The 22,404-nt window shown below is 71.9% G+C and carries 19 protein-coding genes; 3 read left to right on the top strand and 16 right to left on the bottom strand.

Going from position 1 to position 22,404, the window contains the following annotated elements; translation table 11 throughout:
* Nucleotide 1: 1 nt before the first annotated feature.
* The 12 genes from nuoL to ABT026_RS01215 are packed head-to-tail and all read right to left on the bottom strand — an operon-like array spanning nucleotide 2 to nucleotide 13,013.
* Nucleotides 2-1,963, bottom strand: a complete 1,962-nt coding sequence (gene nuoL, locus ABT026_RS01160) for an NADH-quinone oxidoreductase subunit L (protein WP_351110811.1) — start codon at nucleotides 1,961-1,963, stop codon at nucleotides 2-4.
* Nucleotides 1,964-1,975: 12 nt separating this feature from the next.
* Entirely contained in the window at nucleotides 1,976-2,275 is a 300-nt protein-coding gene (nuoK, locus tag ABT026_RS01165) for an NADH-quinone oxidoreductase subunit NuoK (protein ID WP_351110813.1), read from the bottom strand.
* A complete protein-coding gene (locus ABT026_RS01170; RefSeq protein ID WP_351110815.1) occupies nucleotides 2,272-3,132 on the bottom strand; it encodes an NADH-quinone oxidoreductase subunit J in 861 nt (286 codons plus the stop codon). The genes nuoK and ABT026_RS01170 overlap by 4 nt, the downstream gene beginning before the upstream one ends.
* Nucleotides 3,129-3,836: an NADH-quinone oxidoreductase subunit NuoI gene (gene nuoI / locus ABT026_RS01175; RefSeq protein ID WP_351110817.1), complete on the bottom strand. Its 708-nt coding sequence runs from the start codon at nucleotides 3,834-3,836 to the stop codon at nucleotides 3,129-3,131. Before nuoI ends, ABT026_RS01170 begins: the two co-directional genes overlap by 4 nt.
* Entirely contained in the window at nucleotides 3,829-5,175 is a 1,347-nt protein-coding gene (gene nuoH, locus ABT026_RS01180) for an NADH-quinone oxidoreductase subunit NuoH (protein WP_351111016.1), read from the bottom strand. Before nuoH ends, nuoI begins: the two co-directional genes overlap by 8 nt.
* A gap of 38 nt (nucleotides 5,176-5,213) precedes the next feature.
* A complete protein-coding gene (locus tag ABT026_RS01185) occupies nucleotides 5,214-7,727 on the bottom strand; it encodes an NADH-quinone oxidoreductase subunit G (RefSeq protein ID WP_351110819.1) in 2,514 nt (837 codons plus the stop codon).
* On the bottom strand, nucleotides 7,724-9,076 hold the full coding sequence (gene nuoF / locus ABT026_RS01190) for an NADH-quinone oxidoreductase subunit NuoF (protein ID WP_351110821.1): 1,353 nt from the start codon (nucleotides 9,074-9,076) through the stop codon (nucleotides 7,724-7,726). The genes ABT026_RS01185 and nuoF overlap by 4 nt, the downstream gene beginning before the upstream one ends.
* Complete coding sequence (gene nuoE / locus ABT026_RS01195) at nucleotides 9,076-9,951, bottom strand: NADH-quinone oxidoreductase subunit NuoE (RefSeq protein ID WP_351111018.1); 876 nt, start codon at nucleotides 9,949-9,951, stop codon at nucleotides 9,076-9,078. Before nuoE ends, nuoF begins: the two co-directional genes overlap by 1 nt.
* Nucleotides 9,952-9,998: 47 nt before the next feature.
* Entirely contained in the window at nucleotides 9,999-11,321 is a 1,323-nt protein-coding gene (locus ABT026_RS01200) for an NADH-quinone oxidoreductase subunit D (RefSeq protein WP_351110823.1), read from the bottom strand.
* Nucleotides 11,318-12,070, bottom strand: coding sequence for an NADH-quinone oxidoreductase subunit C (locus ABT026_RS01205; RefSeq protein WP_351110824.1), 753 nt, complete (start codon nucleotides 12,068-12,070; stop codon nucleotides 11,318-11,320). The genes ABT026_RS01200 and ABT026_RS01205 overlap by 4 nt, the downstream gene beginning before the upstream one ends.
* Nucleotides 12,067-12,621: a NuoB/complex I 20 kDa subunit family protein gene (locus ABT026_RS01210; RefSeq protein WP_108954881.1), complete on the bottom strand. Its 555-nt coding sequence runs from the start codon at nucleotides 12,619-12,621 to the stop codon at nucleotides 12,067-12,069. The genes ABT026_RS01205 and ABT026_RS01210 overlap by 4 nt, the downstream gene beginning before the upstream one ends.
* Before the next feature lie 32 nt (nucleotides 12,622-12,653).
* Nucleotides 12,654-13,013, bottom strand: coding sequence for an NADH-quinone oxidoreductase subunit A (locus tag ABT026_RS01215; RefSeq protein ID WP_108954882.1), 360 nt, complete (start codon nucleotides 13,011-13,013; stop codon nucleotides 12,654-12,656).
* A gap of 724 nt (nucleotides 13,014-13,737) precedes the next feature.
* On the opposite strand from ABT026_RS01215, the gene ABT026_RS01220 reads away from it, so the two are divergent.
* Nucleotides 13,738-14,553: a C40 family peptidase gene (locus tag ABT026_RS01220; RefSeq protein WP_351110827.1), complete on the top strand. Its 816-nt coding sequence runs from the start codon at nucleotides 13,738-13,740 to the stop codon at nucleotides 14,551-14,553.
* Between the two features lie 125 nt (nucleotides 14,554-14,678).
* Here the strand turns inward: ABT026_RS01220 and ABT026_RS01225 are convergent, their stop codons facing one another.
* From ABT026_RS01225 to ABT026_RS01235, 3 genes are all read right to left on the bottom strand, one after another.
* Entirely contained in the window at nucleotides 14,679-16,319 is a 1,641-nt protein-coding gene (locus tag ABT026_RS01225; protein WP_351110829.1) for a hypothetical protein, read from the bottom strand.
* 124 nt (nucleotides 16,320-16,443) lie between these two features.
* Entirely contained in the window at nucleotides 16,444-17,802 is a 1,359-nt protein-coding gene (locus ABT026_RS01230; protein WP_351110831.1) for a hypothetical protein, read from the bottom strand.
* Nucleotides 17,803-18,005: 203 nt separating this feature from the next.
* Nucleotides 18,006-19,292 (bottom strand): geranylgeranyl reductase family protein, encoded by a 1,287-nt coding sequence (locus ABT026_RS01235; protein WP_351111020.1) that lies wholly within the window; start codon nucleotides 19,290-19,292, stop codon nucleotides 18,006-18,008.
* Nucleotides 19,293-19,442: 150 nt separating this feature from the next.
* Between ABT026_RS01235 and ABT026_RS01240 the strand changes: the two genes are divergently transcribed.
* Together ABT026_RS01240 and ABT026_RS01245 are read left to right on the top strand one after the other, a co-directional pair.
* Nucleotides 19,443-19,952 (top strand): GNAT family N-acetyltransferase, encoded by a 510-nt coding sequence (locus tag ABT026_RS01240; RefSeq protein WP_351110833.1) that lies wholly within the window; start codon nucleotides 19,443-19,445, stop codon nucleotides 19,950-19,952.
* 150 nt (nucleotides 19,953-20,102) lie between these two features.
* Nucleotides 20,103-20,615, top strand: a complete 513-nt coding sequence (locus ABT026_RS01245; RefSeq protein ID WP_351110835.1) for a GNAT family N-acetyltransferase — start codon at nucleotides 20,103-20,105, stop codon at nucleotides 20,613-20,615.
* A gap of 69 nt (nucleotides 20,616-20,684) precedes the next feature.
* On the opposite strand, the gene ABT026_RS01250 is transcribed toward ABT026_RS01245, so the two are convergent.
* Nucleotides 20,685-22,142, bottom strand: coding sequence for a hypothetical protein (locus tag ABT026_RS01250; protein ID WP_351110837.1), 1,458 nt, complete (start codon nucleotides 22,140-22,142; stop codon nucleotides 20,685-20,687).
* Nucleotides 22,143-22,404: the final 262 nt, after the last annotated feature.

Raw genomic sequence — 22,404 nt, forward strand, 5'->3', positions numbered from 1 at the left:
GTCAGACCGCCCTCATCAGCAGGGTCGCGGCGACCAGGACCGCCGTACCGCCGAACATCGAGACCGCGTAGGAGCGCGCGAAGCCGTTCTGCAGCCTGCGCATCCGGGAGGAGAGCCCGCCCACCCCGGCCGCGGTGCCGTTGACCACCCCGTCGACCAGGGTGTGGTCGACGTAGACCAGGGAGCGGGTGAGGTGCTCGCCGCCGCGGACCAGGACCACGTGGTTGAAGTCGTCCTGGAGCAGGTCGCGGCGTGCCGCCCGGGTGAGCAGCGAGCCGCGCGGGGCGACCACCGGGACCGGACGCCGGCCGTACTGGAGCCAGGCCAGACCGACGCCGAGCACCATCACGGTGACGGTGGCGACGGTGACGACCCACGCGGCGACCGGCGGGTGCCCGTGCGCGAAGGAGGTGACCGGCTCCAGCCAGTGCACGAACCGCTCGCCGATGCCGAAGAAGGCGCCGGCGAAGACCGAGCCGAAGGCCAGCACGATCATCGGGACGGTCATCACCTTCGGCGACTCGTGCGGGTGCGGCACTCCGCCGTGTCCCGCGGCCGGCTCACCTCCCTGCGTCGCCTTCGGCTCCACATCCCGAGCGTCCTGGGATTCCGCCGGCTGATTGCGCCAGCGCTCCTCGCCGAAGAAGGTCATCAGCATCACGCGCGTCATGTAGAACGCGGTGATCCCGGCGCCCAGCAGGGCCACCCCGCCCAGGATCCAGCCCTGGACGCCGCCCTTGGCGAAGGCCGCCTCGATGATCAGGTCCTTGGAGAAGAACCCGGACAGGCCCGGGAAACCGATGATCGCCAGGTAGCCGAGGCCGAAGGTCACGAAGGTGACCGGCATGTACTTCCGCAGGCCGCCGTACTTGCGCATGTCGACCTCGTCGTTCATGCCGTGCATCACGGAGCCCGCGCCGAGGAAGAGCCCGGCCTTGAAGAAGCCGTGCGTCACCAGGTGCATGATGGCGAACGCGTAGCCGATCGGGCCGAGGCCCGCGGCCAGCACCATGTAGCCGATCTGCGACATCGTCGAGCCGGCCAGCGCCTTCTTGATGTCGTCCTTCGCGCAACCGACGATCGCACCGAACAGGAGCGTGACCGCGCCGACGATGGTGACCACCAGCTGCGCGTCCGGCGCCGCGTTGAAGATCGCGCCGGAGCGGACGATCAGGTAGACGCCCGCGGTCACCATGGTCGCCGCGTGGATCAGGGCCGAGACCGGGGTCGGGCCCTCCATCGCGTCGCCCAGCCAGGACTGCAGCGGCACCTGGGCCGACTTGCCGCAGGCGGCCAGCAGCAGCATCAGCGCGATCGCGGTGAGCGTGCCCTCGCCCGTCTTCCCCACGGAGTCGAGCACCGGGGTGAACGCGAAGGTGCCGAAGGTGGTGAACATCAGCATGATCGCGATGGACAGGCCCATGTCGCCGACCCGGTTGACCAGGAAGGCCTTCTTGGCGGCGGTGGCCGCGCTGGGCTTGTGCTGCCAGAAGCCGATCAGCAGGTAGGACGCGAGACCCACGCCCTCCCAGCCGACGTACAGCAGCAGGTAGTTGTCGGCGAGCACCAGGATCAGCATCGCCGCGAGGAACAGGTTGAGGTAGCCGAAGAACCGGCGGCGGCGCTCGTCGTGCTCCATGTACCCGATCGAGTACACGTGGATGAGCGAGCCGACGCCGGTGATCAGCAGGACGAAGGTGATGGACAGCTGGTCCAGCCGGAACGCCACGTCCGCCTGGAAGCCCTCGACCGGGATCCAGCTGTACAGGTGCTGGACCAGGGTGCGGTCCTCCGCGCCCCGGCCCAGCAGGCCGGCGAAGAGGACGGCCCCGAGGACGAAGGAGACGGCGGCCAGGGCGGTGCCGATCCAGTGGCCGACCCTGTCCAGCCTCCGGCCGCCGCACAGCAGGACGGCCGCTCCGAGCAGAGGCGCCGCGATCAGCAGCGCGATCATGTTCTCCACGTCAGCGACCCCTTACAGCTTCATCAGTGCGGCGTCGTCGACCGAGGCCGAGTGGCGGGTACGGAAGAGCGACACGATGATCGCGAGCCCGACCACGACCTCCGCGGCGGCGACGACCATCGTGAAGAACGCGATGATCTGGCCGTCGAGGTTGCCGTGCATCCGGGAGAAGGCGATCAGGGAGAGGTTGCAGGCGTTGAGCATCAGCTCGATGCACATGAACACCACGATGGCGTTCCGCCGCACCAGCACTCCGGTGGCTCCGATGGTGAAGAGCAGAGCCGCGAGATAGAGGTAGTTGACCGGGTTCACTGCTGGGCCTCCTCCGCCCGCGTCAGCTCCGTGGACCCGCCGCGGCGCGGCCGGGGCTCCAGGGGGTCGCGCTCGAGGCGCTCGTTGGAGCGCTGCTCCAGCGCCCGCAGGTCCGCGATGGCCTGGCTGGAGACGTCACGGATCTGGCCGCGCTCGCGCAGCGTGGCGCTGACCGTGAGATCGGACGGGGTGCCGTCGGGCAGCAGGCCCGCGACGTCCACCGCGTTGTGCCGGGCGTAGACGCCGGGGGCGGGCAGCGGCGGGATGTACTCGGCCTTGCGGATGCGCTCCTCGGCCATCTCCCGCTGGGTCTTGGCCCGCTCGGTGCGCTCCCGGTGGGTGAGCACCATCGCGCCGACCGCCGCCGTGATCAGCAGCGCGCCGGTGATCTCGAAGGCGAAGACGTACTTGCCGAACAGCAGGGCGGCCAGGCCCTGGATGTTGCCGCCGGAGTTGGCGGCGGCCAGGCCCTCGAACTCGGTGACGGTCGCGTTGCCGATCCCGCCGATCAGCAGGACGCCGAAGCCGAGACCGCAGAGCAGGGCGAGCCAGCGCTGGCCCCGGATGGTCTCCTTCAGCGAGTCCGCCGCCGTGACGCCGACCAGCATGACCACGAACAGGAAGAGCATCATGATCGCGCCGGTGTAGACGACGATCTGCACGATGCCCAGGAAGTACGCGCCGTTGGCCAGGTAGAACACGGCGAGCACGATCATCGTGCCGGCCAGGCTGAGCGCGCTGTGCACCGCCCTCTTCAGGAAGACCGTGCCCAGGGCGCCGAGCACCGCGACCGTGCCGAGGATCCAGAACTGCACGGCCTCGCCGGTGGAGGTGGTGTACGCGGCGACGGTGTTCACGCCCCCACCTCCTGCTGGGCGGTGGGCTGCGTGCCGGCGTCCTGGGTGGCCTCTTCGGGGCTCTCGCCCTTGGAGACCGCCACCTGCCGGACGGTGCCGGGGGCGGCCTCGGTGACCAGACCCCGGTAGTAGTCCTGCTCGTCGGTGCCCGGGAAGATCGAGTGGGGCGAGTCGACCATGCCCTCCTCCAGCCCGGCCAGCAGCTGCTCCTTGGTGTAGATCAGGTTCTGCCGGTTCAGGTCGGCGAGCTCGAACTCGTTGGTCATCGTCAGCGCCCGGGTGGGGCAGGCCTCGATGCACAGACCGCAGAGGATGCAGCGCGCGTAGTTGATCTGATAGACGCGGCCGTACCGCTCGCCGGGCGAGTAGCGCTCCTCGTCGGTGTTGTCCGCGCCCTCGACGTAGATCGCGTCGGCGGGACAGGCCCAGGCGCACAGCTCGCAGCCGACACACTTCTCCAGGCCGTCCGGATGGCGGTTGAGCTGGTGCCGTCCGTGGAACCGCGGAGCGGTGGTCTTCTTCTGCTCCGGGTACTGCTCGGTCAGCCGCTTCTTGAACATGGCCTTGAAGGTCACGCCGAAACCGGCCACCGGGTTCATGAACCCCGGCTTGGTGTCGGCCGCGCTCTGCTGTGCCGCGGCCTTCTGTGCCAGGCCCTTGTCCGCCGCGGCCTTCTCGACCGGGGCGTTGTGTTCGTCAGCCATCGGACGCCTCCTTTCCCTGCAGAGATCCGTCACGGGGTCCGTCGCCGTGGGTGTCCGGGCCGCCGCTGACCACGAGCTCGCGCTCGGAGCGCGAACGGCGACGGGGCACCGGCGGCAGTTCCTGGCCCGGCAGCGGGGGCACCGGGAAGCCGCCGGCCATCGGGTCGAACGCGGCCGGCTCGGCGGCGTCCTCCCCCTGGGGCGACCCGCGGCGCTCGCGCAACATGTCCACGACCAGCGAGACCAGCAACAGGGCGATGATCGCCCCGGCCACGTAGAGGGCGATGTCGGTGAAGCCGTAGCCCTCGTTGCGCAGCGCCCGCATGGTGGCGACCACCATCAGCCACACCACCGAGACCGGGATGAGGACCTTCCAGCCGAGCTTCATCAGCTGGTCGTAGCGGACGCGGGGCAGCGAGCCGCGCAGCCAGATGAAGAAGAACAGCAGCAACTGGACCTTGACGACGAACCAGAGCATCGGCCACCAGCCGTGGTTCGCGCCCTCCCAGAAGGTGCTGATCGGGTACGGGGCCCGCCAGCCGCCCAGGAAGAGCGTGGTGGCGACCGCCGAGACCGTCACCATGTTCACGTACTCGGCGAGCATGAACATCGCGAACTTGATCGACGAGTACTCGGTGTTGAAGCCGCCGACCAGGTCGCCCTCGGACTCGGGCATGTCGAACGGCGCCCGGTTGGTCTCGCCGACCATGGTCACGATGTAGAGGATGAAGGAGACCGGCAGCAGCACGATGAACCAGCGGTTCTCCTGCTGGGCGACGATCTCCGAGGTCGACATGGACCCGGAGTAGAGGAACACCGAGGCGAAGGCCGCGCCCATCGCGATCTCGTAGGAGATCATCTGCGCGCAGGAGCGCAGGCCGCCCAGGAGCGGGTAGGTGGAGCCGGAGCTCCAGCCGGCCAGCACGATGCCGTAGATGCCGACCGAGGCGACCGCGAGGATGTAGAGCATCGCGATCGGCAGGTCGGTCAGCTGCATGGTGGTGCGCTGGCCGAAGATGGAGACCTCGTTGCCCGGCGGGCCGAACGGGATCACCGCGATGGCCATGAAGGCGGGGATCGCGGCGACGATCGGCGCCAGGACGTACACCACCTTGTCGGCCCGGCGGACGATCACGTCCTCCTTGAGCATCAGCTTCATGCCGTCGGCCAGGGACTGGAGGAGTCCCCAGGGGCCGTGCCGGTTCGGGCCGATGCGCAGCTGCATCCAGGCGACGACCTTGCGCTCCCAGACGATGGCGAACAGCACCGTCAGCATCAGGAACGCGAAGCAGAAGACGGCCTTGACGACGACCAGCCACCAGGGGTCCTGGCCGAACATCGAGAGGTCTTCGGCGGCAAGACGCGTCAGGTTCGGGTTCACGCTTCGGCCTCCTCGGCGGTACCGGGGGCCTCGGCGGCGAGAGTCGCCGGGCCGACGCGGACCAGGGCGCCGGGCAGCGCCCCGGTGTCGGAGGCGACGCCGCCCCCGGTGGAGTTGAGCGGCAGCCACACCACCCGGTCGGGCATCGCGGTCACCGTCAGCGGCAGCGCGACGCTGCCGGCCGGGCCGGTCACCTCGACCACATCCCCGTCCTTGACGCCCGCCTCGGCGGCGGTGGCGGCGGAGAGCCGCGCGGTGGCCGCGTGACGGGTGCCGGCCAGGGCGTCGTCGCCCTGCTGGAGGACGCCCAGGTCGAGCAGGAGCCGGTGTCCGGCGAGGACCGCCTCGCCCGTGGCGGGGCGGGGCAGGTCGGCGGGGACGGCGGCCGGGCCCTCGGGGCGCTGCCCCTCCCAGACGCCGAGCCGGTCGATCTCCGCACGCGTGGTGCGCAGGTCGGGCAGGCCCAGGTGGCGGTCCATGGCGTCGGCCAGCATGTGCAGCACGCGGCTGTCCGCCGGGTGGTGGCGGGTGGCCGACTGGTCGGGCTTCAGGGCGGCCTCGAACGGGCGAACCCTTCCTTCCCAGTTGACGAAGGCGCCGGCCTTCTCGGCGACTGCGGCCACCGGCAGCACCACGTCGGCGTGCTCGGTGACCTCGCTCGGCCGTAGTTCGAGCGAGACCAGGAAGCCCACCTCGGCGAGCGCCCTGCGGGCCAGGGCCGGGTCGGGCAGGTCGGCGACCTCGACACCGGCGACGACCAGCGCCGCCAGCTCGCCCTCGGCCGCCGCGTCGAGCATGCGGGCGGTGTCCCGGCCCGGGCGCTCGGGCAGTGCGGCGGTCCCCCAGGCGGCGGCCACCTCGCGGCGGGCCTGCGGGTCGTGGGCGGGGCGGCCGCCGGGCAGCAGCCCGGGCAGCGCGCCGGCCTCGATCGCGCCGCGCTCACCGGCCCGGCGCGGGATCCACGCCAGGCGGGCGCCGGTGGCGGTGGCCACCCGGACCGCGGCGGTCAGCCCGCCCGGTACCGCGGCGAGCCGCTCGCCGACCAGGATCACCGCGCCCTCGGCGCGCAGCGCCTCGGCCACCTTCGGGGCGTCGCCCTCCAGGCCGGTGCCGCCGGCCAGCGCCTCGAGCCAGGCCGTCTCGGTGCCGGGGGCGGCCGGCAGCAGCGTGCCGCCCGCCTTGGTCAGGCCCCGGGTGGCGTGGCTCGCCAGCGAGAACACCTTCTGGCCGTGCTTGCGCCAGGCCTTGCGGAGCCGCAGGAAGACGCCGGGGGCCTCCTCCTCCGCCTCGAAGCCGGCCAGCAGCACGGCGGGCGCGTTCTCCAGCGTCGTGTAGGTGAGGCCCGTGCCGTCCAGGCCCACACCGCGTCCGGCGACCCGGGAGGCGAGGAAGACGGACTCCTCGTCGCTGTGCGTCCGGGCCCGGAAGTCGATGTCGTTGGTGTCCAGCGCGATCCGGGCGAACTTGGCGTACGCGTAGGCGTCCTCGACGGTGAGCCGTCCGCCGGTCAGCACACCGGCCCGGCCGCGGGCGATGTTCAGACCGCGGGCCGCGGCCTCCAGCGCCTCCGGCCAGGAGGCCGGCTCGAGCACGCCCTCGGCATTGCGGACCAGCGGCGTCGCCAGGCGGTCGCGCTGCTGGGCGTAGCGGAACGCGAAGCGGCCCTTGTCGCAGATCCACTCCTCGTTGACCTGCGGGTCGTCCGCGGCCAGCCGACGCATCACCTTGCCGCGCCGGTGGTCGGTGCGGGTGGCGCAGCCGCCCGCGCAGTGCTCGCAGACCGAGGGGCTGGAGATCAGGTCGAACGGGCGGGCCCGGAACCGGTAGGCGGCCGAGGTCAGCGCGCCGACCGGGCAGATCTGGATGGTGTTGCCGGAGAAGTACGACTCGAACGGGTCGCCCACACCGGTGCCGACCTGCTGGAGCGCGCCGCGCTCGAGCAGCTCGATCATCGGGTCGCCGGCGATCTGGTTCGAGAAGCGGGTGCAGCGGGCGCAGAGCACGCAGCGCTCACGGTCCAGCAGCACCTGGGTGGAGATGGGGACCGGCTTCTCGAAGGTGCGCTTGTGCCCCTCGAAGCGGGACTCGGCGTTGCCGTGCGACATCGCCTGGTTCTGCAGCGGGCATTCGCCGCCCTTGTCGCAGACCGGGCAGTCCAGGGGGTGGTTGATGAGCAGCAGCTCCATGACCCCCTTCTGCGCCTTCTCGGCGACCGGGGAGGACAGCTGTGTCTTCACCACCATGCCGTCGGTGCAGGTGATGGTGCAGGAGGCCATCGGCTTGCGCTGGCCCTCCACCTCCACGATGCACTGGCGGCAGGCGCCGGCCGGGTCGAGGGCCGGGTGGTCGCAGAACCGGGGGATCTCGATGCCGAGCTGTTCGGCGGCCCGGATGACCAGGGTGCCCTTGGGCACGCTGATCTCGGCGCCGTCGATGGTCAGGGAGACGAGGTCCTCCGGGGGCACCGCTCCCGGTCCGCCGCCGGAGGGAGCACTGGTCGGCGCGGTCATGCGTTCACCTCCATGTGCTTGTCCGCCCAGACGGTGGACTTCGCCGGGTCGAAGGGGCAGCCGCGACCCCTGATGTGCTCCTCGTACTCGGCACGGAAGTACTTGAGGGAGGAGAAGATCGGCGAGGCGGCGCCGTCGCCGAGAGCGCAGAACGACTTGCCGTTGATGTTGTCGGCGATGTCGTTGAGCTTGTCGAGGTCGGCCATGACGCCCTTGCCGGCCTCGATGTCGCGCAGCAGCTGGACCAGCCAGTAGGTGCCCTCGCGGCAGGGGGTGCACTTGCCGCAGGACTCGTGCGCGTAGAACTCGGTCCAGCGGGTGACCGCGCGGACCACGCAGGTGGTCTCGTCGAAGCACTGCAGGGCCTTGGTGCCGAGCATGGAGCCGGCCGCGCCGACGCCCTCGTAGTCCAGCGGGACGTCGAGGTGCTCGTCGGTGAACATCGGGGTGGAGGAGCCGCCGGGAGTCCAGAACTTGAGGCGGTGGCCGGGCCGCATGCCGCCGCTCATGTCGAGCAGCTGGCGCAGCGTGATGCCGAGCGGGGCCTCGAACTGGCCGGGGTTGGCGACGTGGCCGCTGAGCGAGTACAGCGTGAAGCCCGGGGACTTCTCGCTGCCCATGGAGCGGAACCACTCCTTGCCGTGGTGCATGATCGCGGGCACCGAGGCGATGGACTCCACGTTGTTCACCACGGTGGGGCAGGCGTAGAGGCCGGCGACCGCCGGGAAGGGCGGGCGCAGCCTCGGTTGGCCGCGGCGGCCCTCCAGCGAGTCGAGCAGCGCCGTCTCCTCGCCGCAGATGTACGCGCCCGCGCCCGCGTGCACGGTGATGTCCAGGTCGATGCCGCTGCCCAGGACGTTCTCGCCGAGGTAGCCGGCCTCGTAGGCCTCCCGCACGGCGGAGTGCAGCCGCCGCAGCACCGGGACGACCTCGCCGCGCAGGTAGATGAAGGCGTGCGAGGAGCGGATGGCGTAGCAGGCGATGATCATTCCCTCGATGAGGGAATGCGGGTTCGCGTAAAGAAGAGGAATGTCCTTGCAGGTGCCCGGCTCCGACTCGTCGGCGTTGACGACGAGGTAGTGCGGCTTGCCGTCGCCCTGCGGGATGAACTGCCACTTCATCCCGGTGGGGAAGCCGGCGCCGCCGCGGCCGCGCAGGCCCGAGTCCTTGACGTAGGCGATCACCTCGTCGGGGCTCATGGTCAGCGCCTTGCGCAGTCCCTCGTAGCCGTCGTGCCGGCGGTAGACGTCCAGGGTCCAGGAACGGTCCTCGTCCCAGAACGCCGACAGCACGGGAGCGAGCAGCTTGTCGGGGCTCGTCTCGTTGAGCTCTCCGGTCGCCACACTCATCACTCCCCCTCCTCTTCTTCGGCGGACCCGGCCGAGCCGGGCACGGGTCCTGCCGGGTGGGCCGGGTCGGACGCCGAGGTGGTGCTCGGCGCGTCGTGCGAGCTGGGGTGCGACGCGGGCGTGGGCCCGGTGCGCGGCCCGTCGCCCGGTGCGGCCTCGCGCGAGGAGGCGTCCGGGCGGTCGGCGTCGCGCGGGTGGACGACGCGGGCGCCGAGCGGCTGGCCCTTGGCGAGGCGGAGCCCGAGCAGCGAGGCGGGTCCGGCGCTGCCGCCCGCCTCGACGGCGCCGGGGCGCTCGTCGGGGAAGCCGGCCAGCACGCGGGCCGTCTCCTTGAAGGTGCACAGCGGCGCGCCGCGGGTCGGGGAGACCGGGCGGCCCTCGATGAGGTCGTCGACCAGCTGCCGGGCGGTGGCCGGCGTCATGTTGTCGAAGAACTCCCAGTTGACCATCACCACGGGGGCGAAGTCGCAGGCCGCGTTGCACTCGATGTGCTCCAGGGTGACCTTGCCGTCGGCGGTGGTGCCGTTGTTGCCGACGCCCAGGTGCTGCTGGAGGTCCTCGAAGATGGCGTCGCCGCCCATCACCGCGCAGAGCGTGTTGGTGCACACGCCCACCTGGTAGTCGCCGCTCGGCCGGCGCCGGTACATCGTGTAGAAGGTGGCGACGGCGGTGACCTCGGCGGTGGTGAGGTCCAGCATCTCGGCGCAGAACCGCATGCCGGTGCGGGTGACGTGCCCCTCCTCCGACTGCATCAGGTGCAGCATCGGCAGCAGCGCGGAGCGGGAGTCCGGGTAGCGGGCGATGATCTCGCGCGCGTCGGTCTCCAGCCGGGTCCGCACGTCCGCCGGGAAGTCCGGCGCGGGCAGTTCGGGCATTCCCAGGCCGACGCTCCGGGAGGGTGTGCCCTGCTCAGGTGTGGTGGTCACCGGTCGACGCCTCCCATCACGGGGTCGATGGACGCGACGGCGACGATGACGTCGGCGACCTGGCCGCCCTCGCACATCGCCGCCATGGCCTGCAGGTTGGTGAAGGACGGGTCGCGGAAGTGGACCCGGTAGGGGCGGGTGCCACCGTCGGAGACGACGTGCACGCCCAGCTCGCCCTTGGGCGACTCGACCGCCGTGTAGGCCTGGCCGGGCGGGACCCGGAAGCCCTCGGTGACCAGCTTGAAGTGGTGGATCAGGGCCTCCATGGAGGTGCCCATGATCTTCCGGATGTGGTCGAGGGAGTTGCCGAGACCGTCCGGGCCGAGCGCCAGCTGGGCGGGCCAGGCGATCTTCTTGTCGGCGACCATCACCGGTCCCGGCTTCAGCCGGTCCAGGCACTGCTCGACGATGTGCAGCGACTGGCGCATCTCCTCCAGCCGGATCAGGAAGCGGCCGTAGGAGTCGCAGGTGTCGGCGGTCGGGACCTCGAAGTCGTAGGTCTCGTAGCCGCAGTAGGGCTGCGTCTTGCGCAGGTCGTGCGGCAGGCCGGTGGAGCGCAGGATCGGGCCGGTGGCGCCGAGCGCCATGCAGCCGGCCAGGTCCAGGTAGCCGACGTCCTCCATGCGGGCCTTGAAGATGGGGTTCCCGGTGGCGAGCTTGTCGTACTCCGGGAGGTTCTTCTTCAGCTTCTTGATCGCCTCACGGATCTGGTCCACGGCGCCCGGCGGGAGGTCCTGGGCCAGGCCGCCCGGCCGGATGTACGCGTGGTTCATCCGCAGGCCGGTGATCAGCTCGTACAGGTCCAGGATGATCTCGCGGTCCCGGAAGCCGTAGATCATGATCGTGGTGGAGCCGAGCTCCATGCCGCCGGTGGCGATGCACACCAGGTGCGAGGAGAGCCGGTTGAGCTCCATCAGCAGGACGCGGATGAGCGTCGCCCGGTCGGGTACCTGCTCCTCGATGCCGAGGAGCTTCTCCACCCCGAGGCAGTAGGCCGTCTCGTTGAAGAAGGAGGTCAGGTAGTCCATGCGGGTGACGAAGGTGGTCCCCTGCGTCCACGTCCGGTATTCGAGGTTCTTCTCGATGCCGGTGTGCAGGTAGCCGATGCCGCAGCGGGCCTCGGTGACCGTCTCGCCCTCGATCTCCAGGATCAGGCGCAGCACGCCGTGCGTGGACGGGTGCTGGGGACCCATGTTGACGACGATGCGCTCGTCGTCGGCCTTGGCGGCCGCCTCGACGACCTCGTCCCAGTCGCCTCCGGTGACCGTGTAGACCTTGCCCTCGGTGGTCTCGCGGGCTGTTGCCGACTGCGTGCTCATGAGTACGACCTCCGCTGGTCCGGAGCCGGGATCTGGGCGCCCTTGTACTCGACGGGGATGCCGCCGAGGGAGTAGTCCTTGCGCTGCGGATGGCCCTGCCAGTCGTCCGGCATCATGATCCGCGTGAGGGCCGGGTGGCCGTCGAAGACGATGCCGAAGAAGTCGTACGTCTCGCGCTCGTGCCAGTCGTTGGTCGGGTACACCGACACCAGCGAGGGGACCCTCGGGTCGGCGTCGGGCGCGCTGACCTCCAGCCGGATCAGCCGGTTGTGGGTGATCGACCGCAGGTGGTACACGGCGTGCAGCTCGCGGCCCTTGTCGTTCGGGTAGTGCACGCCGCTGACGCCGGTGCACAGCTCGAACCGCAGCGCCGGGTCGTCGCGCAGCGTGCGGGCGACGCGGAGCAGGTGCTCGCGCTCGACGTGGAAGGTGAGCTCGCCGCGGTCGACGACGGTGCGCCCGATCGCGTTCTCGGGAAGGAGCCCCTGCTCCTCCAGGGCGCCCTCCAGCTCGTCGGCCACCTCGTCGAACCAGCCGCCGTAGGGCCGGGAGGACGGGCCGGGGAGCCGCACCGGGCGGACCAGGCCGCCGTAGCCGGAGGTGTCGCCGCCGTTGTTCGCGCCGAACATGCCGCGCTGGACGCGGATCTCCTCGCCGTGCTCCCCCCGCTGTCCGGGGAGGTTCGAGGCGGAGAGTTCCTTCTCCGGGTTGGGCTCGTGGCGCCTCTCGGGTTCTTTGGCGTCGCTCATCGAAGGAGGCCCTTCATCTCGATGGTCGGCAGGGCCTTCAGCGCCGCCTCCTCCGCCTCCCGGGCCGCCTCCTCGGCGTTCACGCCGAGCTTGGAGGTGCGGACCTTCTCGTGGAGCTTGAGAATCGCGTCCATCAGCATCTCCGGCCGCGGCGGGCAGCCGGGGAGGTAGATGTCGACCGGCACGATGTGGTCGACGCCCTGCACGATCGCGTAGTTGTTGAACATGCCGCCCGACGAGGCGCAGACCCCCATGGAGATCACCCACTTGGGGTTGGGCATCTGGTCGTAGACCTGGCGCAGGACGGGGGCCATCTTCTGGCTCACCCGCCCGGCCACGATCATCAGGTCGGCCTGCCGCGGCGATCCGCGGAAGACCTCCATGCCGAACCTCGCCAGGTCGTACCGGCCGGCGCCCGTCGTCATCATCTCGATGGCGCAGCACGCCAGGCCGAACGTGGCGGGGAACATGGATGACTTGCGCACCCAGCCCGCCGCCTGCTCGACGGTGGTCAGCAGGAATCCGCTCGGCAGCTTTTCCTCGAGTCCCATGTCTCTCAGCCCCTCAGGCCCCTAGGGGGCTCTCAGTCCCATTCCAGGCCGCCGCGCCGCCACACGTAGGCGTACGCGACGAAGACGGTGAGCACGAAGAGCAGCATCTCGACGAGCCCGAAGATCCCCAGGGCGTCGAAGGTGACCGCCCACGGATAGAGGAAGACGATCTCGATGTCGAAGATGATGAAGAGCATCGCCGTCAGGTAGTACTTGATGGGGAATCGCCCACCGCCGGCCGGTTGAGGGGTCGGCTCGATACCGCACTCGTACGCCTCGAGCTTTGCTCGGTTGTAGCGCTTTGGACCGATAAGCGTGGCCATGACCACGGAGAAGATCGCAAAGCCTGCCCCGAGGGCTCCCAGTACGAGGATGGGCGCATACGCGTTCACCGCTCCTCGCTCCTCTCAGTCGGCACTGGACTGCTGGCGATTGCACACCGGGTCCGTCGACCGCCTCACCGCGTCCACGAAGATCGAGAACATGTGAAGCAGGTCACAAGCCCGGCTGCTCCGCATCCTATGCCTGGTGGTCTGTGATCTGCGACACGCGATACGAGACGGGCTTTGTGATCTCTGCCACCTGAAGGGCCGCCAACGGCCGCGGGGGGCTTGGATCTTGACGCTGCATGTACGCAACTGATCACACGAAGTGACAAGTTGGCTCATCCATGCAGGCCAGGGCGCGCGTCTCCATATCAAGAGACTTACCGTGCATGCAAATTCGCGATGGATGTTGATCATTGATATAAGCGCCCGCTTCCCTCGAAGTCACGGAGTCGGGGCGCGGAGAGGGCTCCGGGCCGACCCGGAGCGTGTGCGCGCGTTCACGAGCGACACGGGAAGATCACGACAGTGACCTGTCCGTGACCTCCGCCACATCCGGGAACCGTTCGCGGGGTCCCGAGTTGGCGAAGTCGTGCACGGATGGTAAGCGAGGGCAAATCGGGCGTAACGACGGAAGCCGGTGCTCACAGCCCCGTAACGTCACGCCCGATTCGCCCCTTTGCGGCCCAATATCCGTTCCGTGCGCGCATCTTAGGGGGCGGGGGACGCCAAATGTGGCGGACGGCACGATTGTTGAAGGGAGCGTGAACCCCTGGTAGGTCTGGTGCACATGTCCCAGACCGCTCACATACGCAGCCACCGGAAGCCCCGCCGCAGCGCCTCGAAGATGGCAGTGCGCGCAGGGGTCGCCGGTGGCGTTCTCAGCACCCTGGCCGTGGCCGGCGCCTCGGGTACGGCGACTGCGGCCGAGTCCGTGACGCAGACGCTGGAACTGCCCACGCTCACGGCCGACCTGTCGACCGAGGTCGCCCTCTCCGCGGAGGCCACCGCCTCCGCCGCCGCCTCCTACGAGCTCCAGGCCGAGCGCGACGCCGCCGCCGAGCGCGCCGCCGAACTGGCCGACCGCAACCTCGAGAAGGCCAAGGCCGAGGCCGCGGCCAAGAAGAAGGCCGAGGAGGCCGCCGCCCGCGAGGCCGCCGAGCGCGCCTCCCGCGACTCCTCCCGCGACACCCTCACCACCACGGCCGCGAGCACCTCCAGCTCGAGCTCCAACTCCAGCACCGCCGCCACGGGCTCCGCCGCCTCGGTGGTCGCCTTCGTCAAGGCACAGATCGGCGACGCCTACGTCTCCGGCGGCACCGGCCCCAACGCCTGGGACTGCTCCGGCCTCGTCCAGGCCGCCTACAAGCAGGTCGGCGTCAGCCTGCCGCGCGTCTCCCAGAGCCAGTCCGTGGCCGGCACCCAGGTCTCGCTGAGCAACCTCCAGCCGGGCGACATCCTCTACTGGGGTGGCGCGGGCAGCGCCTACCACGTGGGCATCTACGTGGGCGGCGGCCAGTTCGTCGGCGCGCAGAACTCCGGCACCGGTGTCATCCAGGCGTCCCTGGACTACGACCCGCCGTCCGGCGCGGTCCGCGTCCTCTGACCTGGATCACCGCACACGAAAGGGCCGCCGCTCCCCCGGGGGGGAACGGCGGCCCTCGTCGTCTCCGCGGCCCGGCCCGCGGCCGCTCGCGCGGCCGCTCGCGCGGCCGCTCCGGGCCGCGGGCGTCAGACCGTGCGGGTCGCGCGGCGGCGCAGCAGGTGGATGCCCGCGCCCAGGGCCACGAGCACGAGGGCGCTCCCGCCGATCAGCAGGGTGGCGCCGGCGCCGGTGGAGGCCAGGCCTCCTTCGGCGTCCTCGTCGTTCTCGCCGCCGCCCTGCGTGCCGCCGTTCTCGCCGCCCGTGCCGGCCGTGTCGCCGTCGTCGCCCTGGCCGTCGTCGCCCTGGCCGTCGTCACCGCCGCCCGGGGCGTCGTCGCCGGTGCCGTTGACCACGATCCAGGCGGTGTCGTTCGACGGCTCGGAGTCGGGGAGGCCTCCCTGGGGGAGGGCCGCCTTGCCCTTGGCGCCCGGCACGACCTTGTCGATGCGCAGCTCGAAGGGCAGGTCGAAGGAGACGTCGGGAAGCATCGGGGTGGCCACCGAGCAGAGGTACTCGCCCTTGTCCTCGACGTTGGCCTGCCGGCAGTTCGCCGGCGCCTTGGTCACCGTGGTGCCCTCCGGCGTGCCGACGGTGAACCTGATCGGCTCGCCGCCGGAGCGGAGCGAGCTGATCCAGGCCGGGCCGTTGTTGCGGAAGCCCAGTCCGGCCTTGACGGTGTCGCCCTTGGCTCCCTTCACCGAGGCTCCGGTCAGCTCCAGGTCGATCGGGGTGCCGGTCGGGAAGTCGAGCTCCGTGTAGGTGGCGTAGTCGCCGGCGTCCGCGCCCGGGACCTCGCGCAGGGTCAGCGCGGGGCCGTCGCCCGGGGTGCCGCCGCCGTCGGCCGGGCGGGTGGAGAAGCCGTAGGTGAGGATGTCGAACGCCGCGTAGTCGCGGGTCCCGACCGCCATGGGCGCCGACAGCTCGTACGCCGTGCCCGCCTTGAAGGTGCCGGGGAACTCGCAGACCACGTCGGTGCCCTGACGGAGCAGGGAGCCGGTGGTGGTCTCCGTGTACGTGCAGTTCTTGTAGCGCTCCTCGAAGAGCAGGCCGTGGCTGCCGTGGACCTTGAGGACGGCGCCCTGGCCGTCCTGGCCGCCGGCGTTGCGGAAGGCGAGCGGCGCCTGCAGCGTGTCGCCGGCCTCGAAGCCCTTGGGCTCGGTGAGCGTGCGGCCCTTGTAGGTGGCGCCGCCGACCAGGACCTCGATGTCCTTCGGGGCGAAGGTCAGGTTCTCGCCCTCGCCCGTGATGCGGACGGTGCCGGTCTCGCCGGACTCGCTGCGGGAGTTGGCGTTGAACTGGATGCTGCCGAGCTCGTTGTAGACCTCTCCCGCGTAGACCTCCCAGCCGTCGCAGACCGCGACCAGGTCCTCCACGTCGCACTTGTACAGGCCCGACAGGTCGACCGAGGCGATGCCCTCGAGGTCGCTGGCGTCGACGGTCACCTTGAAGGAGGCGTTGCGGACCGGGTAGATCACGCCCTCGTCGTCCGGCTCCGGCTCCTCGCCGGGTCCCTTGAAGCCGACGGTGACCTCCGGGCCCTGCATGCCCTCCGCGTGGTCGGCGAGGTCCAGGTTCACCTGGGACCTGCTCGCGGTGATCGGGAGGGTGAGCGGGGCCTCGTCCTCCGCCTGCGCGGTGCCCGCGAGGCCACCGGTCAGGAGGACCGCCGTGGCCAGCAGGCCGACCGCGGTCCGGGGGCCCAGCCGCCGTCCGGCCGATGTGTTCATGGAAATGACGACCTCTTCGCCGAAGGAGACGCACCAGGTGGTGCGTCTCCTTCGACCGAGGACAACTGCTGTGGGTTGCCCGGAGGTTGATTACGAACCCGTCACACCCCGAAAGCCGGCCCGCTCAGCGGCGGCCGACGGGGTTCAGCACCACGGCCGCGGTGTCGTCGGCGTGGTCCGCGTCGTGCGACAGGTCGCCCGTGAGGGTGACGGCGGCGGTCGCGCCGTGGACCTTCCGGTCGACGCGGAGGGTGAAGGCGTACGTCCGGTGGTCGTCCTCGGCGACGGCGCCCAGCACGCACCGGTAGGCGCCGGCCCCGTCCGCGGCGCACCCCTCGGGGGCTGCGGTCACCGTGGCGCCCTCCGGCGCCTCCAGGACCAGCGACAGCGGCTCGCCCCCGTCGTCGCCGTCGGCGAGGCCCGAGTACCAGGCGGGTCCGGCGTTGCCGAAGCCCACCTCGACCGTCGCCGTGCGGCCGGCGACGACGCGCGCCCGGTCACCGGTGAGCTCCAGGTCGTAGGCGCCGGTGCTCGGGAGGGTCAGCGTGACGTCGTCGGCATACCCTCCGGACGGCTGGGCGGCGGCCCGGCGCACGGTCAGCGGCGCCCCGGCGCCCTGCCGGAACTCCCGGCCCGCCATCAGCTCCTGCGCCCGGCCGGCTCCGCCCTCCTCGAAGGAGTAGGCGAGCGTGTCGTCGAGGGCGAAGTCCCGGGCGGCGACCTCGAAGGGCTCCGCGAGTTCGTAGCCGACGCCGGCCTCGAAGTACTGCGGCAGCACGCAGACCGCGTCACTTCCCTGCCCGGGCAGGGGGCCGTCGGTCTTCTCCGCGTACCAGCAGTTCTCGTGGTCGCGGGCCAGGGCGAGCCCGCGGGTGCCCGAGACCCGCAGGACGGCCCCGTGGCCCGCGAGGCCGTTGCCGGTGCGGAACCCCAGGGGCGCGGACAGGACGTCACCGGCGCGGAACCCCTCGGGTTCGGCGAGGACGCGCTCCTGGTACTCGGGGGCGACCACCCGAACGGTCAGCGGCCTGGAGGTGAAGGCCAGCCCTTCGCCCTCGCCCGTCACGGTGAGCACGCCGGTGGCGCCGGGCGCGGCCTCCGGGTCCACCTTCAGCGTCAGGATGTCGATCGGGAAGTCCGGCCAGTACATGCGGTCGTACACGCACGTGGTGACCGGGCCGTCGCCGCAGGGCAGGTCCACCGAGGCGACACCGTCCAGGCCCGTCGCGTCGAAGGTGAGGGTGTACGGGCCGTCGTGCACCGGGGGCACCGCGCCCGTCTCCGGGTCCGGCTCCGGCTCGGAACCCGGCACCTCCAGGTACGGGAACAGTTCGTGGAACTCGCCCGCCCGCACGTCCATCCGCTCCGGCGAGAAGCCGACGGAGACCGGCAGGGGCTCCTCCGCGCCGTTGGTGGCCGCGCCGGTGGTGGCCGCCCCGGCGTTCGCCGTCGTGCCGCCGAGCAGCAGCGCCGCGACCGCCAAGGCTCCCCAGGCCTTCCCGCGCAGGCGCGCCGCGGACCCCCCGAGCGGGCGTCGCGTCCGTCTCGTCCGTGACCTCATGTGCTGCCCCCCTGTCGCCGTGGGGCGCCGGACGGCGCCCCACGGCGTAGGACGGTCGGCACCCGCACCGAGTTGCCGGGGCACGGTCACGAAGCGGTCAATTCCCCTTGTTCCGCCGGGCGCGGTCAGGAGCGGGGTGTGATCCGCGCGAGGGCGTTGAGGACCCGGTCGACGGCGTCGCCGCCGGTGGGGTCGGTGAGGTTGTTGACCAGCCGGAAGGCGATCCGCATCAGCTGCGGGTGGGAGAGGCCCCGTTCGGCGGCCAGCTTCATCACCGCGGGCCGGCCGATCAGCTTCACGAAGGCGCGGCCCAGCGTGTAGTAGCCGCCGTGGGCGGCCTTCAGGGCCTGCGGGTAGTGCCGCAGCGCCGCCTCCCGGCCCTCGGCCCCGCGCCGGGCGCGGGCCTGGACGACCACTTCGGCGGCGATCCGCCCGGATTCCATCGCATAGGCGATGCCCTCGCCGTTGAACGGGTTGACGGCGCCCGCCGCGTCCCCGACCAGCAGCAGTCCGGCGGTGTAGTGCGGCTGCCGGTTGAACCCCATCGGCAGCGCCGCGCCGCGCACCGGGCCGGTCATGTTCTGCGGGGTGAAGCCCCACTCCTCGGGCAGCGAGGCGCACCAGCGGTTCAGCACGCCGCGCCAGTCCGAATCCCGGTACGGCAGCGAGGCGTCCAGGACGCCCAGGCCGACGTTGCAGGTGCCGTCGCCCATCCCGAAGACCCAGGCGTAACCGGGGAGCAGGCGGCCGTCCGGCTCCGGTCGGTCCCGCACCTCCAGCCAGGACTCCAGGTAGTCGTCGTCGTGGCGCGGGCTGGTGAAGTACGTGCGCACCGCGACGCCCATCGGGCGGTCGTCCCGCCGGTGCAGACCCATCGCGAGGGAGAGACGGCTGGAGTTGCCGTCGGCGGCGACCACCAGCGGGGCGCGGAAGGTCACCGGACGCTTGTCCTCGCCCAACCTGGTGTGCACGCCGGTGATCCGGCCGGTGCGGTCGTCCAGGACGGGCCCGGTGACGTTGCAGCGCTCGACCAGGCGGGCGCCGGCCTTCCGCGCCTGGTGGGCCAGCCGTTCGTCGAAGTCGTCCCGCCGCCGGACCAGGCCGTGGTCGGGGAAGGTCGCCAGCTGGGGCCAGTCCAGCTCCATCCGCATCCCGCCGGAGATCACCCGCAGGCCCTTGTTGCGCAGCCAGCCGGCCTCCGGGGAGATGTCGATCCCCATCGCGACCAGTTCCTTCACAGCGCGCGGGGTGAGGCCGTCGCCGCACACCTTCTCGCGCGGGAACGCGGTCTTCTCCAGCAGCAGGACGTCGAGTCCGGCACGGGCCAGGTGGTACGCGGCGGTGGAGCCCGCGGGGCCGGCGCCGACCACGATCACGTCGGCGGTCTCCGGGAAGGCCTCGGTGCCGGGCAGCGGGACGGCCTCGTCCTCGGGGACCTTGGCCTGGGCGGTGTCGGGGAGCGGCTCGGGCACTGCGGAATCTCCCCGGGATCGAGGGTGCCGACGGGGTGCGACATGGGCAGTGTATGCAGCGACCACCCGTCTCCGGCCGAAGGACGTCCCGTGAACCGAACGCTGCCTGTGGTGAGACTCCGCGTGCCGACCGAGGAGGACGCCTGGACGTGGCACACCCTGTTCGGCGACGCGGAGGTGATGCGGTTCCTCGGCGGCCCCCGTGAGCTGTCCGCGTACCACGAGAGCACCGCCCGCCAGCGCCGGAACGACGCCGAACTCGGCTTCTGTTTCTGGTCGGTGCTCAACGAGGACGACGAGGTGGTGGGGTTCGCCGGCGCCCAGCCGTGGCCGCACGCCTGGGGTCCGGCGGTCGGCGAGATCGAGATCGGCTGGCGGATGGGCCGCGCCCACTGGGGCCGCGGCTACGTCACCGCCGCCGCGCTGCAGACGCTGGACCGGCTGCGGGAGTCCGGCGTCGAGTCGGTGGTCGCGATGGTCCTCGCGGAGAACGAGCGGTCCGTCGCGGTCACCCGGCGGCTCGGCATGGAGCTGGAGCAGCGGTTCGTCGTCCCGGACGGCTCGCGGGAGGGTCACATGTACCGGCTGGCCCTGACCTGAGGGCCGGTCCGGGTGCCAGGGGCCGATCCGGGTGCTGAGGGCTGCCCGGCGTCCTGACCACGGGGAACGACGCGGAAACAGGGGTGCCGTGACGGGGGTGGCGTTGGCAGGATGCACCGACCGATCAATTCCGGCCCCGAAGGACCTTCCGTGACCAGATCTCTTCCCGTCGTGAAACTCCGCGTCCCCACCGAGGAGGACGCCGTGGCCTGGCACGACCTCTTCGACGACCCGGAGGTGATGGAGTTCTTCGGCGGGAAGTCCGCCTCGCCGGCCGCCTACGAGCGCATCACCGCGCGGCAGCGGGGCTACGCCGAGCAGTACGGCTTCTGCCTGTGGTCGGTGCTCGACGAGGACGACCAGCTCGTCGGCTTCGTGGGCGCGCAGCCGTGGGGGCAGGAGTGGGGGCCGGACCCGGAGACGATCGAGGTCGCCTGGCGGATCGGCCGCGCCCACTGGGGCCGCGGCTACGTCACCGCCGCGGCGCTGCGGACGCTGGAGGTCCTGCGGGAGAGCGGGCTCACCTCCGTGATCGCGATGGTCGACGCGGAGAACGAGCGCTCCATAGCGGTCACCCGGCGCCTCGGCATGGAGCTGGAGGAGCGGCTGATCGCTCCGGACACGCAGCGGGACTGGAACATGTACCGGCTGTCCCTGAGCTGACGTTCCGTCGGGCACCGCCGGGGGGGCGGGCGGGGCGTGCGCCCTGTCCCGCCCCCGCGGCGGGCCGCGTCAGGTGCGGGACCGCGCGAAGCGGGAGGCCACGGCGGCGGGGCCGAGCACCCACAGGATGCCGAGGAGCGCGGCGAGCCCGAGGTCCGGGCCGACGTGGATCAGCGTGCGCCTGAGGACGATGTCGTGCAGGAACTCGTCGCCGAAGCCGGCCCCCTCCACGAGCTCGGCGGTCACCGTGCCGCACCCGGCCAGCACGAGGAACAGGACGAGGACCAGGCCGCCGGCCAGGAGCGCCTCGGCGGGCCCGGTGGAGCGCCGGGCGACGATCCACCCGATCAGCGCCGCGCAGAGCACACCGAGCACCAGCGCGCCCACGGCGAGACCGGGGCCCATGTCGGCGAGCTCCGACAGTCCGAAGGTGTGGCGCACTCCCCACTGGTCCTCGCCGACGAGCATCAGGCCGTTCCACTGCACCGGCACGGCCCAGGCCAGGCCGAGCAGGTGGACCGCCAGGTTGGGCAGCAGGGCCAGGACGACCACCGCGTCGTCACCGCGCGGTCCGGGGCCGCTTCCGGGCAGCACGTCCACGTCCAGCAGGGCCAGCAGGAGCAGCACCGCGACGACCGTGCCGCACAGCGCCAGGACGGCGGCCACGGCCCGCACGGCGGTGCCGCCGGCCCGCAGCAGCAGATCCGGCCCCGGCCGGGTCGCCCGCCACCCGGCCAGTTCCTCGCGCCCCGCCACCGCGGCGACCACGACCACGGCGGCGAGCAGCGCGACGAACGCCGCGCGCAGGGGGGAGACGGTGACGGACAGCTCCCCGGACCCGCCCGACCCGGCGAACAGGGCCAGCAGCAGGACGCCGACGGCGGTCAGCAGCCCGGTGCGGAGAGCGGCCTCGACCGCGCCGTCGCGGCGGCCGGCCCGTCGCGACGGGGCGCCCGGCGCGGGGCCACCGACCGCGGTGCTCGGCGGTGACGGAGCGGTCCCGCCGGGGGCGGTGCTCGGCGGCGAGGGCTTGGTGTCGCCGGCGGCGGAACTCGGTGGTGCGGGCTCGGCCCCGCCGGGGGCGGTGCTCGGCGGTGGCGGAACGGTGGCCGCCCTGGCGGCGAGGCGGGCGCGGGTGACGCGGCCGGCCAGCCAGAGGCCTAGCAGCCACAGGAGGGTGGCGGCGAACGGGACCCCGGAGATCTCGACGGCGTGGCCGCCCGCCACGATCATCGCCATCCCGCCGTCCTCCTGCCGCAGCTCGATCCCACCCGCACCGAGGCCCTGCAACAGCAGGGCGAGCAGGCCCCGGATCCCGCCCGCCGACTCCCCGGAGGACATACCGGCCACCTGCAGCACGACCCCGACCGCCACCGCGGCTCCCAGCAACAGCCCCAGTGGGATCAGCGCGGCCGTCGCCGCCCCGGCCCAGTCCCCGCCGACGAACCGCTCCAGAAACGATTCCCCGCCCCGCGCCGCCGCCGGGGGTGCGGTGGGGGCCGGCGGGGCGGAGGGCGCGGGCGGCACGGGAGGCGCGGGTGGCGCCGGAGGCGCGGAGGGTGCCGTGGTGGGTGCGGGCGGCGCGGAAGGGGCCGGGGGCGCGGAAGGTGCCGTGGTGGGTGCGGGCGGCGCGGAAGGCGCCGGGGGTATGGAGGGCTTCGCGAGCCGGACGGACTCCCCCGGCTCCGCCGCCCCGGCCGCGCCTGCGGTCGCGGTCGGTTCGCCGGTCGAGGGAGCTCCCGCCGGTGCGACCGGCACCGAGGACGCCGGGGATTCCACCGGTGTGCCC

The sequence above is a fragment of the Streptomyces sp. NPDC002734 genome (assembly GCF_040295685.1).
Lineage (GTDB): Bacteria > Actinomycetota > Actinomycetes > Streptomycetales > Streptomycetaceae > Streptomyces.